The 16,084-nt window shown below is 60.1% G+C and carries 14 protein-coding genes; 6 read left to right on the top strand and 8 right to left on the bottom strand.

The annotated features are described in order from the left end of the window. The first annotated feature begins 97 nt into the window (after nt 1-97). From ACR0KW_RS12635 to ACR0KW_RS12615, 5 genes are read left to right on the top strand one after another with little or no spacing between them, the layout of a single operon-like run. Nucleotides 98-1,936, top strand: a complete 1,839-nt coding sequence (locus ACR0KW_RS12635) for an ABC transporter ATP-binding protein (protein WP_480805300.1) — start codon at nt 98-100, stop codon at nt 1,934-1,936. Further along, nucleotides 1,933-3,765 carry an ABC transporter ATP-binding protein gene (locus ACR0KW_RS12630; RefSeq protein ID WP_480805299.1) on the top strand — a complete coding sequence of 611 codons (1,833 nt, stop codon included), beginning with the start codon at nt 1,933-1,935 and terminating at the stop codon, nt 3,763-3,765. Before ACR0KW_RS12635 ends, ACR0KW_RS12630 begins: the two co-directional genes overlap by 4 nt. A gap of 48 nt (nt 3,766-3,813) precedes the next feature. Further along, the gene (locus ACR0KW_RS12625; RefSeq protein WP_480805298.1) at nt 3,814-5,043 is read left to right on the top strand and encodes a class I SAM-dependent RNA methyltransferase; all 1,230 of its coding nucleotides are present in this window, start codon (nt 3,814-3,816) and stop codon (nt 5,041-5,043) included. A gap of 20 nt (nt 5,044-5,063) precedes the next feature. Further along, the gene (locus ACR0KW_RS12620) at nt 5,064-5,849 is read left to right on the top strand and encodes an ion transporter (RefSeq protein ID WP_170326149.1); all 786 of its coding nucleotides are present in this window, start codon (nt 5,064-5,066) and stop codon (nt 5,847-5,849) included. 57 nt (nt 5,850-5,906) lie between these two features. Further along, nucleotides 5,907-6,425 carry a L,D-transpeptidase family protein gene (locus ACR0KW_RS12615; protein ID WP_170326150.1) on the top strand — a complete coding sequence of 173 codons (519 nt, stop codon included), beginning with the start codon at nt 5,907-5,909 and terminating at the stop codon, nt 6,423-6,425. On the opposite strand, the gene ACR0KW_RS12610 is transcribed toward ACR0KW_RS12615, so the two are convergent. The 7 genes from ACR0KW_RS12610 to cysQ all read right to left on the bottom strand — a co-directional run bounded on the left by ACR0KW_RS12610 (nt 6,409) and on the right by cysQ (nt 14,406). Further along, complete coding sequence (locus tag ACR0KW_RS12610; RefSeq protein WP_480805297.1) at nt 6,409-7,854, bottom strand: nodulation protein NodH; 1,446 nt, start codon at nt 7,852-7,854, stop codon at nt 6,409-6,411. The two genes, ACR0KW_RS12615 and ACR0KW_RS12610, sit on opposite strands and share 17 nt — an antisense overlap. Nucleotides 7,855-7,860: 6 nt before the next feature. Continuing rightward, nucleotides 7,861-9,561, bottom strand: a complete 1,701-nt coding sequence (locus tag ACR0KW_RS12605) for a DUF5927 domain-containing protein (protein ID WP_480805296.1) — start codon at nt 9,559-9,561, stop codon at nt 7,861-7,863. Beyond that, entirely contained in the window at nt 9,558-10,544 is a 987-nt protein-coding gene (locus ACR0KW_RS12600; RefSeq protein WP_480805368.1) for a glycosyltransferase family 2 protein, read from the bottom strand. The genes ACR0KW_RS12605 and ACR0KW_RS12600 overlap by 4 nt, the downstream gene beginning before the upstream one ends. 166 nt (nt 10,545-10,710) lie before the next feature. Then, nucleotides 10,711-11,748, bottom strand: coding sequence for a glycosyltransferase family 2 protein (locus tag ACR0KW_RS12595; protein ID WP_480805295.1), 1,038 nt, complete (start codon nt 11,746-11,748; stop codon nt 10,711-10,713). Between the two features lie 7 nt (nt 11,749-11,755). Then, entirely contained in the window at nt 11,756-12,739 is a 984-nt protein-coding gene (gene galE / locus ACR0KW_RS12590; protein ID WP_480805294.1) for a UDP-glucose 4-epimerase GalE, read from the bottom strand. Nucleotides 12,740-12,808: 69 nt separating this feature from the next. Further along, nucleotides 12,809-13,609, bottom strand: coding sequence for a 3-deoxy-manno-octulosonate cytidylyltransferase (locus tag ACR0KW_RS12585; RefSeq protein WP_480805293.1), 801 nt, complete (start codon nt 13,607-13,609; stop codon nt 12,809-12,811). Next, nucleotides 13,609-14,406: a 3'(2'),5'-bisphosphate nucleotidase CysQ gene (gene cysQ, locus ACR0KW_RS12580; RefSeq protein WP_480805292.1), complete on the bottom strand. Its 798-nt coding sequence runs from the start codon at nt 14,404-14,406 to the stop codon at nt 13,609-13,611. Before cysQ ends, ACR0KW_RS12585 begins: the two co-directional genes overlap by 1 nt. A 122-nt stretch (nt 14,407-14,528) precedes the next feature. Here cysQ and ACR0KW_RS12575 point away from each other — a divergent pair, with 122 nt between their 5' ends. Next, a complete protein-coding gene (locus ACR0KW_RS12575) occupies nt 14,529-15,350 on the top strand; it encodes an ABC transporter permease (protein WP_480805291.1) in 822 nt (273 codons plus the stop codon). On the opposite strand, the gene ACR0KW_RS12570 is transcribed toward ACR0KW_RS12575, so the two are convergent. Beyond that, on the bottom strand, nt 15,347-15,949 hold the full coding sequence (locus tag ACR0KW_RS12570; RefSeq protein WP_480805290.1) for an alpha-ketoglutarate-dependent dioxygenase AlkB family protein: 603 nt from the start codon (nt 15,947-15,949) through the stop codon (nt 15,347-15,349). The two genes, ACR0KW_RS12575 and ACR0KW_RS12570, sit on opposite strands and share 4 nt — an antisense overlap. Nucleotides 15,950-16,084: the final 135 nt, after the last annotated feature.

Here is a 16,084-nt window from a genome sequence, read left to right as displayed (position 1 = left end):
TCGGCTAAGGCCGGAACACTTTGACCCGTAAGGGTGGTGTTCTGGCGCCATCTGTTTTCGCACGTCCTGAATTTCCTGCTCAATCGGAGCACCCTCCATGTTTCGCTATTTCGAAAACCTCGTTGACCCTTTTGTTGCCTATACCGAGACCGACACGCCGCCCACGCGGCTGTGGCCGTTCATGCTGGATTACTCGCGGCCGTTCATGCGGGTGTTCTTCTGGGCCGCGCTGATCTCGGTCATCGTTGCGGCGGTCGAGGTCGGTCTGATCTATTACATGGGTCGCGTTGTGGACCTGCTGTCCGGGCCACCTGCCGAAGTCTGGCAGGCGCATGGCACTGAACTGATCCTGATGGCGGTGTTCGTGTTGCTGCTGCGCCCGATGCTGCATGTGGTCGACGTGCTGTTGTTGAACAACACGATCCTGCCAAACTTTGGCACCCTGATCCGCTGGCGCGCGCATAAGCACGTGTTGCGGCAGTCGGTAGGGTGGTTTGAGAATGATTTTGCCGGCCGCATCGCCAACCGGATCATGCAGACGCCTCCGGCCGCGGGTGAGGCCGTGTTTCAGGTGTTTGATGCCATTTCCTTTTCGATCGCCTACCTGATCGGGGCGGCGATCCTGCTAATGGCCGCTGATCCGCGTCTGCTGCTGCCGCTGCTGATCTGGTTGGTGCTTTACGGTTTGTTGGTGCGCTGGACAGTAGCGCGCGTTGGCCCGGCGTCGCAGGCGGCCTCGGACGCGCGTTCAGCGGTGACGGGTCGTGTGGTGGACAGCTACACAAATATCCACTCGGTCAAGATGTTCGCACATGACGATCAGGAACTGGACTATGCCCGCGAAGCCATCGAGGAAACCCGCCGAACTTTCCAGATCGAGATGCGGATCTTCACCATTATGGACGCGGTTCTGGTCGCGCTGAACGGTTTGCTGATCGTTGGTGTGGTGGGTTGGGCCATTGCCCTGTGGATGCAGGGCAGCGCCTCGGTCGGTGTGGTTGCGGCGGCCACCGCCCTGACCCTGCGGCTGAACGCAATGACCGGGTGGATCATGTGGGCGTTGACCAGCTTCTTCCGCCAGCTTGGTGTTGTGGCCGAAGGGATGGAGACCATCGCCCAACCCATCGACCTGTTGGACGCGCAGAAGGCCAAGCCGTTGCAACTCACCAAAGGCCAAATCGACATCCGAGATCTGTCACACCATTACGGGCGCAAGACCGGTGGTTTGGATCACATCAACCTGACCATCCATCCGGGTGAAAAGATCGGTTTGATCGGACGGTCTGGGGCCGGTAAATCGACCCTAGTTAAGTTGCTTTTGCGGTTTTATGACGTAGAACAGGGTGCGATCCTGATCGACGATCAGAACATCGCAAGCGTCACGCAGGACAGTCTGCGCAGCCATATCGGTATGGTGCAGCAGGACAGCGCCTTGCTGCATCGCTCGGTGCGCGACAACATCCTCTATGGCCGACCCGAAGCGACCGAGGAACAGATGATCGCCGCCGCCAAACAGGCTGAAGCGCATGAGTTCATCCTTGACCTGCAGGACCCGCAGGGGCGCACCGGCTATGACGCGCATGTGGGCGAACGGGGGGTGAAGCTGTCCGGTGGTCAGCGGCAGAGGGTGACGCTGGCACGGGTGATCCTGAAGGATGCGCCGATCTTGTTGTTGGATGAGGCGACATCCGCCCTAGATTCCGAGGTCGAAGCGTCGATTCAGGAGACCCTCTACGGCATGATGCAAGGTAAAACCGTGATCGCCATTGCTCACCGGCTGAGCACGATTGCCCAGATGGACCGCATTCTGGTCATGGATGGCGGCCGGATCGTCGAACAGGGCGGCCATTCCGAACTGTTGGCGCATGGCGGGCTTTACGCCCAGTTCTGGGCGCGGCAATCTGGGGGCTTCCTGAACCCGGAGGCCGCGGAATGAAGGTTGCCGACCTGATCGACCCGTTCAAGAACACCGAAACGCCCCCGCCGCAAACGCTGGGGGCGTTTATTCGCTGGTGCCTGTCGGGGGCCTGGCCGATGATCTTCGTCGCCGCCTTTTTCTCGGCCACGGCAGGCGCGATGGAGGCTGGCACCGCCTGGATGCTTGGCCTTGTGATCGATCTTGCAACCGAGAGCGGACCCCAGAATATCCTGACCGGTAGCAATCTGTGGACGATCCTCGGCGTGGCGGCGTTCTTCATGCTGTTGCGCCCGGTGTTTTTCGGGTTTTCAGCGTTTTCGAACAACTACATCGTCATGCCCAACATCCCGCCGCTGGTTCTGGCTAAACTGAACCGCTGGACGCTTGGTCAGTCGGTCACCTATTTCGACGATGATTTTGCGGGCCGGATCGCGCAGAAACAGATGCAGACGTCGAACGCGATGGCCTCGGTGGTATCCGAAACGATCAGTGCGATCGTCTTTGCGCTCGCGTCGCTTGCGGGCTCTTTGCTTTTGTTAGGGTCTATTCACCCGCTGGTGATCCTGCCTTTTGCCGGTTGGCTGGCGGTCTATTTCCTGCTGATCCGCTGGTATCTGCCACGCATTCGCGTGCGGTCTTCGGCGCGGGCCGGGGCGCGAGCGATGGTGTCGGGGCAGGTGGTCGATACGATCACCAACATCAAAACCGTTAAGCTGTTCGCTCATTCGGCGTTCGAGGATCAGGCCGCGCGGAACTCGATGGTTGATTTGCGGGAAAAGATGCTGGCTTTCGGCAAACTGTCGGCCAGCTTCCGCTTTATCCTGATGGTGCTGGCTGGCGTTTTGCCGGTTTTGCTGATCGGCGCGACGTTGCTGCTGTGGCGCAATGGCATCGCAACGGCAGGGGATATCGTGGCGGCGGGTGCGATCTCAATCCGCGTATCGCAGATGACCGGCTGGGTCAGTTTCACGCTGATGGGGCTTTACGCCAATGTGGGTGAGATCGAAAACGGCATGAAGACGCTGGCCAAGCGCGACCGGGTTGAAGATGTCGGGGATGCCACGACGCTGAAAGTGACGACAGGACAGATTGATTTCGACCACGTCAGCTTTGCCTATGGCCGCGACGTGGGGGGTGTGTCTGATGTCACCATGACCGTTCATCCGGGTGAAAAGCTGGGCATTGTCGGCGCTTCGGGGGCGGGGAAATCCACCTTGGTGTCGCTTTTGCTCAGGCTCTATGACGGGGAAAAAGGCGCAATTCGTATCGATGGGCAGGATGTCGGCCAAGTGACTCAGGACAGTCTGCGCGGGCAGATCGGTATGGTCACGCAGGAAACCGCGATGTTCAACCGCTCGGCGCGAGAGAACATCCTGTATGGCCGCCCCGATGCGTCCGAGGACGAGATGATTGCTGCCGCCAAAAAGGCCGAAGCGCATGAGTTTATCCTCAGCCTGCAGGATGCCCATGGCCGCAAGGGCTACGACGCGCATCTGGGCGAGCGTGGCGTGAAACTCAGCGGCGGACAGCGGCAGCGGATCGCGCTTGCCCGCGCCATTCTGAAGGATGCGCCGATTCTGGTGCTGGATGAGGCGACCTCGGCGCTGGATTCCGAGGTCGAGGCCTCGATCCAGGCGGCGTTGCACCGGGTGATGCAGGGCAAGACCGTGCTGGCGATTGCGCACCGGCTGTCCACGCTCAGCGAAATGGACCGGATCGTTGTCCTGGATGAGGGGCGGATAGTGGAATCTGGCACCCATGCTGCGCTTTTGGAGCAAGGCGGGCTCTATGCCCGGTTCTGGCATCGTCAGTCCGGCGGGTTCATTCAGGCGGAAGCGGCGGAATAACGCTCTCAGGGGTTTTGTTGCGCGCAAAGCCCCGGTATCAGGCCCCCAATGACGCAGCAGTTCACCATAACCCGCCTGGGCCATCAGGGCGACGGCATCGCCGACGGCCCCGTTTACGCACCCCGTACCCTGCCGGGTGAAGTGGTCAGCGGCACGCTGGTTGGCCAGTTGTTGACTGATATCCGGGTTGAGGTGCCCTCGGATCAGCGGGTGAAAGCGCCTTGCCGCCATTACAAGGCCTGCGGCGGATGTCAGCTGCAACACGCTGCAGATGATTTCGTGGCCGATTGGAAGGTTGCGGTGGTGCGCAACGCGCTGACCGCGCAGGGATTGGAGGCGCCGATGCGGCCGATCCACACCTCGCCCGAACGGTCCCGTCGCCGGGCAACCATCGCCGTGCGGCGGACCAAGAAAGGAACGCTGGCCGGGTTCCATGGCCGCGCCTCGGATACGATCACCGAAATTCCCGACTGTCATTTGCTGGACCCGGCCCTGATCGCGGCCATTCCCGTGGCCGAAGCGCTGGCTGTTCTGGGCGGCAGCCGCAAGGGTGTGTTGGCGGTGACGCTGACCCTTTCCGAAGGTGGATTGGATGTGGCGGTCAAAGGCGGCAAGCCTCTGGATGGTCCGCTGGAATTAGCTCTGGCGCAAGCGACCGAGAAACACGGGCTGGCCCGACTCAGCTGGGATGGTGAGGTGATCGCCATGCGGCAGCCTCCGGTGCAGCGGTTCGGCGTGGCTGGGGTTGTTCCGCCGCCAGGCGCGTTTCTGCAGGCGACGAAAGACGGAGAACAGGCTCTGTTACAGGCAGTTTTGCAAGCCACGCAGGGCTCAAAGCGGGTTGTTGACCTGTTCGCCGGCAGCGGAACCTTCTCGCTACCCCGTGCCGAAACTGCCGAAGTTCACGCGGTGGAAGGTGAAGCCGCGATGACCGACGCTCTGGATCAGGGCTGGCGCCGTGCACAAGGCCTCAAGCGCGTCACGACCGAGGCGCGCGACCTCTTCCGCCGACCCTTGATGCCGGATGAGTTGAAGAATTTCGATGCCGTGGTCATCGACCCGCCCCGTGCCGGGGCCGAGGCACAGGTGGTCGAACTGGCGCAGGCGCAGCGCCCGGTGATTGCCTATGTTTCGTGCAACCCGGTCACCTTCGCGCGGGACGCAAAAACGCTGGTTAACGCGGGCTACACCCTTGAATGGGTACAGGTAGTGGACCAATTTCGATGGTCATCACACACGGAATTGGCCGCACGGTTTGTCTTGGGGTCCGCAGCATGAGCACACAGGAGAAAATCACTATGGGATTCAATCAACGCCTGCTGGGCATCATTGAAAATCCCATCTTTGGCCGGTTCATCACCGGGGTTATCATCTTCAACGCCATTTTGCTGGGGATGGAGACATCCCCCACCCTGATGGAGGCCGCCGGCCCGCTGATCGTGACGCTGGACAGCATCTGCCTGACCATCTTCGTGGCCGAAATTGCCTTGAAACTGCTGGCAACAGGGCGGCGGTTCTTTCTGAACGGCTGGAACGTCTTTGATTTCATCGTTGTCGGCATCGCCCTGATCCCCAGCGCGGGCGGATTGTCGGTGCTGCGGGCGCTGCGAATCCTGCGGGTTCTGCGCGTCATTTCGGTGGCACCACGCTTGCGGCGTGTGGTCGAAGGCTTCATCTCGGCCCTGCCGGGCATGGCCAGTGTGTTCCTGCTGATGGCGATCCTGTTCTATATCGGCGCGGTGATCTCGACCAAGCTGTTCTCGGTCTCGTTCCCGGAATGGTTCGGCGATCTGGGCCAGTCGGCTTATACGCTGTTCCAGATCATGACGCTGGAAAGCTGGTCGATGGGCATCGTGCGCCCGGTGATGGAGGTGTACCCCTATGCCTGGCTGTTCTTCGTGCCTTTCATCATGGTCACCACATTCGCGGTGGTAAACCTGCTGGTGGGTCTGATCGTGAACTCAATGCAGGACGCGCACCATGCCGAGGATGAGGTGAAAACCGACGCCTATCGCGACGAGGTGCTGGAACGGCTGGAAAGCATCGAGCGCCGCTTGACCGAGCAATCGCACAGCAAAAAGTGATTTCAGTTTTTCCGATTTCTGGCATAATGCTGAAAAAAAAAGAGCAGGCAGTGAAACATGGATCGTCGAGCATTTGGAATGGGCGCTATGGCAACGCTGGGCCTTTCGGCCTGTGCCTCGGCCAGCCCGCGATTTCTGACTTATGATGGCCCCGAAGTGACCTCTTTGGTCATCAACAAGGGCGCGCGGAAGCTGTATCTTCTGCACAATGAAACCGTTCTCAAGGAATACAAGGTCGATCTGGGCTTTGCGCCGAACGGCACGAAGACCAAGCGCGGCGACGGGCGCACGCCCGAGGGCAGCTATCTGATCGACCGCCGCAACCCCAACAGCCGCTATCACCTGTCGCTGGGGATTTCCTATCCGAACTCGAATGACATCGCGCAGGCCAAGGCGGCCGGTGTTGACCCGGGCGGCGATATTTTCATTCACGGCCAGCCGAAAAAGCGGTCGGAACTGAAACGCGCCAAAAAGACGCCGGATTGGACCGCGGGCTGCATCGCCGTCAAGAATGAAGAGATCGAAGAGATCTACGCGATGGTGAACAAGGGCACGCTGATCACACTGCGCCCGTAAACGGTTTCCAAGGCCCGAACCCGAACTGCAAATAGTCGCGCTGGTAGGCATCCACTGCCAGCGCCTCGAGCGTGTCGTCGTATATCTCGGCCAGCGTGAACGGGGCATCCGGCGCGGTCAGGCCGAGTGTCGGCGGGCGGTCATGCCCCATCCGACGCGCCAGATCGGGCAGGGCGGTGATGATTTCATCCTCGCGCAGGATCAGGTCGGGAAATGCAAATGATGTCATCCCCGCAAGTACCTGAGACTGGCTGCACCACACCCCATCCACCCGCACCGGCGTCTGCCCAGCCAGGTTTTGCCGCAGAAAGGTGAGGAAGTCTGAAAACGCCTGGTAATGCTGGTCGCGTGAATAGTTGTCTTGGCGCAGCTGACCGGGGATCGGTATCTTGAACCGGTTGCGCAGCATGTTGCGGATTTTCAGGTAGGCACCGGGTTCGGTGCTGAGGATATAGGAACAAAAGGCCGAATGCGCCCGCGCCAGAGGGTGCTGCAGCACGGTGAACTTGCGATGCCCGGGATGTGCCTGCAGCCAGCGTCGCGTCTGTTTGCGGTTTTGATTGGTGATCAGCTTGTCGGGCTCGGTCGCATCCAGATCGGCCAGCCACTGTGTCACCGGCCCTTCGAGTCCGCCGCGTATCGGCAGGTACATCAGCGGCGTGTCAGGTGCAGCGATATAAGTGCCGATCGCGGGTCCGCGACGAGGCTCGAAATTCGGGGTACGGTGCAGGTTGAAACTGTCGATGTGGGCCAGTGCCTGCTCAACCTCTTCGGGGTTTGTTACCTTCGACAAGGCCGGTTCGGGGTTCTGCGGTTTGATCGTATCGTCGATGGTGGACAGCCGGGAGGAAACCCCCAGCCATGCGGCCAGCCCGTTCAGAACGTCCAGATTGGTCAGGTCGTCATAGGCGATGTAAAATGCGGTCTGCCCTGTGGTTTGAAGCGCGTTGAGCAACAGCAGTTGAAAATCCTGCTGTTGGTCCAGGTAACTTTCGAATTCCTGTGCTTCGAACTCAACCTGAGCTTCGCGGCGGCGTTTGATGTTTTTCAGCTGCCACTGCTTGGTCTCGCGCGCGATTTTCAGCGAAACGTAACTGTCCAGCGGATTGCGCGTCAGGATGATCTTGGCGCAGCGGGGGTCGGACATTGCAGGCTCTAACACTCGGGGATCGTGCCCCTGAAAGAACCGAAACCCGTTGAGCTCACCCGGTGCGGATCGGATCGCTTGAACCAGTTTCATCGGGTCGTCGTCCCGTTCCTCAAGCGTAACGCCCAGCAGGCTTTCGGATTTGAGGCGGCCGATGAAATGCGGGTTGAACGCCTCGCCATGACAGGCAACGCCATCCAGAGCGTTCAGATTGAACTCCAAAAGGTTGGACCCGGTGCGCATCGCGGCAAGAACGATGAAGTAGTCATATCGGGCTGTCATCGCAGGCTATTGCACCAAATAGGGTTTCTTGAACGGCCGGGCGCGGGTGCCGAAGACGTCATCGGTTGGGAAATCGCCCATTAAATACGGGTGCATGCCTTGGTTCTTGAGGTTTTGCAGGAACTTCCCGAACCCCGATAGATCCACCATCAACGGGGCCTCCGTCAGGTGGCTGGCCCGAGAGGGGCCGATCTCTGCAATGACCGTCTGCAGGGGCTCCATCGGAGATTCCACGAATTCCGCCAGCGACCAGGTGCGCACCCGCGCCTTGGTCCAGACCGAGTTCAGAACCTCAAGCTGTTTGGTCTCGATCTGTTGCAGGCGCGCGGCCTCATTTCGGATGTCGGCGAAGTTCTTGTTCGACCGAAACAGCGGAATCGCCCAGGCCCCGGTGATGACCGAGATTTGTGCGTTCCTGTCCCGAGCCAGAAACCAGTTTATCTGCTGGGTGTCTGCGGGACCGAACTGAAAGCACTGCCGCTCGCCCCGGGTGTTCCAGATCAGGTTCGAGACAAAAGCCGTCGGATTGTAATCCCGCAGAACGGCGCAATCGCTGAGGGCCCCGTTGGTGATTGTTGCGCCGCCGGCAAACTCGGCACGTTCGGGTCCGAACAGATGCCCATGTACCCGCGCGCCGGTGGCTTCCGCCAGCCAGGGTTCGAACCCTTCGAACAGTTCGGCAAAGCCCTGAAACACTGAATAGGGGAATGAGGTCAGCCCGTTTTCACTGCCGTGGCGGGGAAAGCGGCTTTGCATGTACAGCCCGTCGCGCCCGCGGGTCCGACGCTCGACCGCTTTCGAGAAAACACGGTCGATCTTGCCCGGGTTGGGTTCGGCCGGTCGCATGGCGCTGTTCTGATCGGTCAGAAAGGATTGATACAGCCGATCTGCGCTCGGCCAGATTTTTCGCGCCACGAAACAGTCGGACCGCCGCAGCAGCTGCAGATGGTCGTCATAGAAGATATGCGGACGCCCCTGATAGTCGAATTTGGACAGGGTCAGGGATCGGCTTTCGATATGGGTGGAGTAGAGCCGTGCCAGCGTCTGGAAATAACTTTCATCCGGGATCCAGACACGCCGGAAATAGCGATCATAGGTCTGGCGCCTAGGGTCCTGCAGAATGGCCGAGAGGGTCTGGCGGGTCAGGCACCACCACTGGCTGCCCATATGTGGCACCAACCCGTCGGGGATCTTGCGGCGCAAACCGGTGGCGCGTTGCAGCTTTACATAAGCATCGAACAGTTTGCGGTTCTTGCGCCAGGAAAACGGGAACCGCAGGGTGAACCGTTCCTGATCCAGCCCGCCAATGGTCCAGCTGACATCGGCGGTGGTGGCGCTTTCGATGAAATCGACGCGGGGCCGGTCCGCGAGATAGTCGATCAGCTCTTCCACCGGCCGCAACGGCAGGCAGGCGCCCGAGGAAAGGTAGACATGATGCACATCCGGAAAGACGTTCAGCATCAGTTCCGCTGCGGATTGCGAGGCCGCAACGATGCCCCATCCGCCCCATTCGCAGACATGGCGGTCGGAAAACCGGATCAGCGGGTCGTTGGCGCAAGAGGTGACGAATTCGGAATAGGCCCGAACGGGCACTTTGCGGTCCACATGGATCACCACCGGGCACCCTGCGGCGGTCCAGTGGCGTGCCACCTGTTCGGCCCGGTGCAGCGCCGTGTGGACCAGCATGACGACGCCCAGACGGCTCATGCCCAGTTTCCTTTCGACATCAGGCCCAGAATCTCAAGCTGCCGCCAGTTGATGAGCTTTTCGGACTGGTCGCACCAGAATACCGGCTTGTCCTCCAACCCCTCGGCATAAGCGCGGTATTCGCCCGAGCGGCGGAAGTGTTGGCGGCGCAGCATCTCCTCCCGGGCTTTTTCGCCCAGCGTGCTGATCAGCTTGGCATGCAGCAACGCGCCGCTGGTCTTTTCTCCGCCCCATTCGTCATAGACTTGGTTCAGCCCGCGCGGCAGCAGCGAATGGGTCGAACTGACATAGACATAACGCCGGTCCCATTTGACCAGAGGGATCTTGTTCAGGGCTGGTGCCTTGGCGGGTGTATCGCGGAAAAACACCCGTGCGCGCGGGCCGCCCTGAATCCAAAGGTTCCCGTAATCCGGGTTCTTCGTGATCATATAGTTGCCGGAATCGAACCAGCGGGCGATCTGAAACGGGTCCTGCCCCTCGCGATAGGGTTCCGCATCCACCGGTCCCTGCGGGTACATGTCGATCAGCATGGTGCCGAAACTGCGCACCGCGCAGCCGTCCAGCCAGTCGGTCAGGGCGCGGATCGGGCGGGTGTCACAGAACGGGTAAATGAAGAACTCGTCCGGATCGACGGTCAGAACCCAATGCCCGTGCGCGTATTTGCGCAGCAGGTAGTTCGACCAGTCCAGCCCGAATGAAGCCCGTTTGTAGCTGGCCTGCGCGTGCCAGACCGAAGCGTCGGGCTGGCTGGCCAGATACTCGCGCGAGCCGTCATCGCTGTCATTGTCGACGAACAGGAAATGGTTGATGCCCAGCTTGCGGTAATAGTCCATGAAATAGGGCAGGCGGATTTTCTCGTTCCGCAGCACGCTCATCAACAATACGTCGTCGCGTCGGATGTTGGCGGTTTTGTCGGTCACCGGCTTCAGTTGCCGCCGTTTCAGAAGGCAACGCGCAAGGCGGCGCTTGCGCCGTAACCTCATCCGGTATGAATCCAACAGGCTCACGCGGTTGCTCTGCCCTTTTTGTTACGCGAGCATACCCGGGGCCTGGATGGTCCAGAGTGGTGCCGGGCAATTGCCGATTTATGCCACCTTTGCATCTTTCATGGCAACGCCTTTAAAAGTCGTTAGTCACATATGCGGCTTTTCAGCAAACTTTCCCCATCAGGCCCAAGCGCTGCAACTTTTCCCAGCCCTCATAACGGACCGACTGGGGCGTCCACATATCGGGTCCGTCCGCGATTGAATCATAGTAGGTCGCAAACTGGTCGGGATCGTGGAAATGCTGGCGCCGCGCTTTCTCGATTTTTGATTTGCCGACCACTTCGGGCAGGAACTTGGTGTGTAGCAATACCCCTGCAGGGATCGTGCCGTCCGGCCCGTCATAGGTTGCGTTCAGGTTCCGGGGCAGAGCGGAATGGCACGAGTTTACAAAGGCATAACGCCGCGACCACCGGACCAGAGGGATTTTGTTCAGCGTCGGAGAATGACGCGGCCGATCGGAAAAGAACATACGTTCCCGTACGCCGCCCTGAACCCACAGGTTGCCCAGCGGGCTTTGCCGCTGCAACCGAAACGGGCCGGGATCGAACCAGTTCAGAACCTCGGTTGGGTCGGTCTCGGGGTCGTAGATTTGCGCGTCCAGCGGCCCTTTGGGATAGAGGTCCAGCATTAGCGCGCCAAAACCGATGCGGCCTTTCTGGTCCAGCTCTGCGGTCAGGTCTTGCAGGGATTTTCTATCGTACTCGGGATAGATCAGCAGCTCATCGGCATCCGCCATCAGGGTCCAATGGTCGTGCCCATAACGCATTTGCAGCCAGGTCAGCCAATCCAGCCCGTAGCGCGCGGCACGATAGCTGGCAGGGGTCTGCCACAGCGACACATTCGGCTGATCATGCAGAAATTCGACCGAGCCGTCGTCGCTGCCATTGTCCACGATCAGAAAGTGATCAACACCCAGCGCGCGGTAATGGCGGAAGAACCATGGCAGACGGGTGATTTCGTTGCGCAGCGTGGTGAAGGCCAGAATGGCGCCGGGCCTGATCTGCGCAGTCTGATTCTGAAGGCAAGTCAGTTGGTGGCGGCTGCGAAAGGATCGCCACAGCAACCGCCGTCGTTTCAGCCGCAACCGGTACTGCTGCACCCATCCGATGGGGGGAAGCGTATCGGTTGCGGTGTGCATCATCTGAGGCTCACTTCTCGTAATTGCCGTTCTGGTGCCAGCGCCAGGCATCGCCGATCATCGTCTCAAGCGTAGACCTTTCCGGGGTCCAGCCCAACTCGTCCCCGGCACGGACCGAGCCCGAAACCAGCTTGGTGCAATCCCCGGCGCGGCGCGGGCCGATGGAATAGGGTACTTCGCGGTTGGTGACCGCTTTGGAATGGCCGATCACCTCCATCACCGAAAAGCCCGAGCCGGTGCCCAGGTTGAACACCCGGCTGCCCTTGCCTTGTTCCAGCCAGTTCAGACCCAGCACATGCGCATCGACCAGATCGCAAACGTGCACGTAGTCACGGATGCAGGTGCCGTCGGGCGTGTCATAGTCGGTGCCGAACACGGTCAGCCCCTCGCGCTTGCCATCGATAGCGTCCAGCATCAGCGGGATCAGATGGGTCTCGGGGCGGTGGAACTCGCCCACTTCGCTATCCGGATCGGCCCCAGCGACGTTGAAGTAGCGGAAGATGACGTGGTTCAGCCCATGCGCGGCCTGAAAATCGCGCAGGATATCCTCGATGGCGCGTTTCGACGCCCCGTAGGCGTTAAGCGGCTCTTGCGGTGTGTCTTCGTCCAGCACCACGTTGTCATGCTCGCCATAGGTGGCACAGGTCGATGAGAACACGAAGTTCAGGCAGCCAGCGGAGACGGCGGCCTCAATCAGGGACAGCGATCCGGTGACGTTGTTGGTCCAGTATCTACCGGGCTCGGACATCGCTTCACCCACCTGGCTGAGGGCGGCAAAGTGCATCACGGCGGTGGGTTTGTATTTGGCAAAGACCTCATCCAGCCGAGCGCGGTCCAGCAGGTCGCCCTGTTCGAACGGGCCAAATTTCACCGCGTCCTGCCAGCCAGTGATCAGGTTGTCATAAGTCACCGGCGTATAGCCTGCTTGCGCCAGCGCCTTGCAGGCGTGCGACCCGATATATCCGGCACCGCCGGTTACAAGAATGTTAGTCATCTATTCTTCCAAATAAAAATGGTGCGCATCACCATGCCGAAATGCAGGCAAGTGGCGCGGGGCAGAAAATCAATCCAACCCCATCGCCATCATCATTTCTTCCAGCTTGGGAACGTCCTGCGGATTGTTCAGCTCCCAGAATTGGCGGCCTTTGGCCTCGACCTCGACGCACAGAACCTTGCGACCGTTCTCCATGAAGCGCAGCTGTTCCAGCCCTTCCAGTTTCTCCAGCGGGCCAACCGGCCAGGTGGAATAGGCGGCCAGCGCGTCGGGTCGATAGGCATAGACGCCGACATGGTGGAAGACCGGGGTCGCGTCGTCTCCGGAATAGGTTTTGGCGGTATAGGGCACGACCTCTTTCGAGAAATACATGGCGCTGTGATCAGCGGCAAAGACGGCCGTGGTGCCGCCGACGCGCCCGTTCTTGCGGTCGTTCAGCAGGCTGTTCAGGGCGTTGCCATCGCAGCGCAGAACCGGCGTGGCGACACCGGCCTCGGGCGCGGCGCGCAGACCGGCGATCAGGTCTTCGACAAACCAATGCGGGGTCAGAGGCGCGTCGCCCTGCAAGTTGACGACGATGTCATACCCTGCGCCCAGCGCCTCATGGGCTTCGGTGCAGCGTTCGGTGCCATTGCCGCAGGTTTCCGAGGTCATCACAACCTCGGCTCCAAAGCCTTCGGCGACCTCGCGGATGCGGTCGTCATCAGTGGCGACAACCACCTTATCGACGCCCGAGACCGAACAGGCCGCGCGCCACGATCGTTCGATCAGGGTCATCGCGTTGCCACTGGCGCCAGTCAGCGGCACCAACGGTTTGCCCGGATAGCGGGTCGAGGCGTAACGGGCGGGAATGGCGATCAGAACGGACATCAGGCCTCCTTCAGTTCAACACCCGGAGCGTAGGCGATGAAGAACGGGTTTGCATAGCCGTCCTTGCCATAGGTCAGCGGTTCGTGGTTGTCGAAACGGACCACCTTGCCGCCGGCACCCGCCAGAACGGCGTGGCCTGCGGCGGTGTCCCATTCCATCGTGCGACCGACGCGGGGATACAGATCCGCCTCACCGGTGGCGACCAGGCAAAACTTCAGCGATGAGCCCGCGCTCTTGCTGTCCTGCACCTGATACTTGTTGATGTAATCCTCGGTCGCCTGATCCCGGTGCGATTTCGACGCCACGATCAAAAGTGCGGAATTGTCCGGTTTAGACACTGAAATCGGTGTCAAATCCCCCGCCTGCGCCTTGTCCAGTGCGCCGGTCTCCTCGACCGATTGACCATCGGTCTGCGTGTAGAACATGCGCCCCTTGGCGGGGGCATAGACAACGCCACGGGTTGGCACGCCGTTTTCCACCAGCGCGATGTTCACGGTGAAATCGCCGCGGCGGTTGATGAATTCCTTGGTCCCGTCCAGCGGATCGACGATCAGGAACGTGTCGCCTTTTTCCGAATGCGAGGCGGCCTGCTCCTCGGTCACCAGAAGGATATCGGGGAATGCCTCGCGCAGACCGGCCGAGATCAGGGCATCGGCGGCCTCGTCCGCTTCGGTCACGGGGCTGGCATCTGATTTGACTTTGACGTCGAAATCATCCGAATTGTAAATCTCCATGATTTTGTCGCCCGCTTCCAGGGCCAGACGTCGAATGACGGGGATGAGGGCGTCGTAGGTCACAAAAATGCTCCGTTCCTGTGATTTGTTGATCGAATATCCTGACGGCCTTATGATGTGCCGGTTACGGATCGGCAAGAAATTCGTGGCAGATTGCAGGCGAAAAAACGGGAAAGACGCTTCGAGTGTATTATTTCAAGCGAAACCAGACACTACTGGGCGGCGCGTTCACAACCGCCGAGCTTATTTTCCATGCCGTTGTGCGCAGTGTCCGGTCACAGCACAGCAACGCGGTGCTGGCTATCATTGTCAATATCCTGCAGGTCCTGGCGCTGGTCGCGGTATTTTACACGATCATGTCCTTTCTGGGTCCGCGAATTGCCAAAATCCGAGGTGAGTTCATCCTGTACGTGCTGTCTGGCGTGTTTTTGTTCGTAACTCATTTGAGGGCGGTCAGTTCGGTGGCGGGCGTCAGCACCGGGGGCAACCCGATGATGCTGCATTCGCCGATGAATATGATGGTCATGCTGCTGGCGACCGCATTTGGCACGCTTTATACGCAGATTGTCACGATCATCGTCATCCTGTTCCTCTACAGCGTCGCGGTCGCTCCGATCGAGATTCAGGACCCCGGCGGTGCGTTTGGCATGTTGATGCTGGCGTGGTTCACCGGGTGTTCCGTGGGCGTGGTGTTCATGGCCCTGAAACCATGGTTTCCGACCGTTTCCACGATCCTGAAAAACATCTACCGCCGTCTGAACATGATCTTTTCGGGAAAGATGTTTGTGGCAAACGCGCTCGGCGGCGCCACGCTGGCCATGTTTGCGTGGAACCCGCTGTTCCATATCATCGACCAGTGCCGGGGGTTCGTCTTCCGCAATTACTATCCGCGCAATACCAGTTGGGAATACGCGCTTTGGGTGGGACTGGCATTGCTGCTGATTGGGCTCCTGGGGATCTTTTTCTCGCGCGAGCACGTGTCGCAAAGCTGGGACGCGCGCCGCTAACTGGCCACGCGCAGGGTCAGGTTGATCCGGCCGCCCTTGGGTAATAGTTTCGAGGACCCGAACCGGATACGGTCGATCCCGTGATAGGTCAGCCGGGCGGGGCCGCCCATGATCACCACATCGCCAGAGTTCAGCCAGATCGACTCGGTCTTGCCGCCTCGGGTTTGGTTGCCGATGCGAAACAGGGCGTCATCCCCCAATGAGATCGATAATACGGGCCAGGAAAAGTCGGCCTCGTCCTTGTCCTGATGTAGACCCATCCGGGCGCCTTCGCCGTAATAGTTGATCAGGCAGCAATCAGGATCACATTCGGGGCTGGCCAGTTCGCGCCAGATATCAAGGATGGGACCGGGGATTGCGGGCCAGCCCGCCCCCTTGGGATGCTGTGGCTGGTACCTGTACCCGGCCTTGTCCGTCACCCAACCCAGCGACCCGGCCGAGGTCATGCGCACCGACATCTCCTTGCCCGATGGCGTCACCGGTCGGAACAAGGGGGCCGATTTCAGAATCGGACGCAGCACCTCGATCAGCTGTGTCTGAGCTGCGCTATCCAGATAGCCTTTTCTGATATCAAAACCTCGCAAAAGCAGTCGCGCCATTCAAGATTCCCCAATCCTTGCCAAAACCTTGCGAAAAAGGCCGCAGATTCCCGAAAACCTGCCTTTTACAACGCTTGCAGGCCTCTGATCCCGCCCTTATATACGCCGGGACGCGCGATGGTGTAGGGCCGTTCG

The sequence above is a fragment of the Ruegeria sp. CG11 genome, assembly GCF_056537245.1.
This window is presented reverse-complemented; position numbering and strand designations above follow the sequence as displayed.

Bases quoted from the DNA above. Each gene is read 5' to 3' on its own strand.
- ACR0KW_RS12635 (WP_480805300.1), top strand. From the start codon at position 98: ATGTTTCGCTATTTCGAAAACCTCGTTGACCCTTTTGTTGCCTATACC.
- ACR0KW_RS12630 (WP_480805299.1), top strand. From the start codon at position 1,933: ATGAAGGTTGCCGACCTGATCGACCCGTTCAAGAACACCGAAACGCCC.
- ACR0KW_RS12625 (WP_480805298.1), top strand. From the start codon at position 3,814: ATGACGCAGCAGTTCACCATAACCCGCCTGGGCCATCAGGGCGACGGC.
- ACR0KW_RS12620 (WP_170326149.1), top strand. From the start codon at position 5,064: ATGGGATTCAATCAACGCCTGCTGGGCATCATTGAAAATCCCATCTTT.
- ACR0KW_RS12615 (WP_170326150.1), top strand. From the start codon at position 5,907: ATGGATCGTCGAGCATTTGGAATGGGCGCTATGGCAACGCTGGGCCTT.
- ACR0KW_RS12610 (WP_480805297.1), bottom strand. From the start codon at position 7,854: ATGACAGCCCGATATGACTACTTCATCGTTCTTGCCGCGATGCGCACC.
- ACR0KW_RS12605 (WP_480805296.1), bottom strand. From the start codon at position 9,561: ATGAGCCGTCTGGGCGTCGTCATGCTGGTCCACACGGCGCTGCACCGG.
- ACR0KW_RS12600 (WP_480805368.1), bottom strand. From the start codon at position 10,544: ATGAGGTTACGGCGCAAGCGCCGCCTTGCGCGTTGCCTTCTGAAACGG.
- ACR0KW_RS12595 (WP_480805295.1), bottom strand. From the start codon at position 11,748: ATGATGCACACCGCAACCGATACGCTTCCCCCCATCGGATGGGTGCAG.
- galE (WP_480805294.1), bottom strand. From the start codon at position 12,739: ATGACTAACATTCTTGTAACCGGCGGTGCCGGATATATCGGGTCGCAC.
- ACR0KW_RS12585 (WP_480805293.1), bottom strand. From the start codon at position 13,609: ATGTCCGTTCTGATCGCCATTCCCGCCCGTTACGCCTCGACCCGCTAT.
- ACR0KW_RS12570 (WP_480805290.1), bottom strand. From the start codon at position 15,949: ATGGCGCGACTGCTTTTGCGAGGTTTTGATATCAGAAAAGGCTATCTG.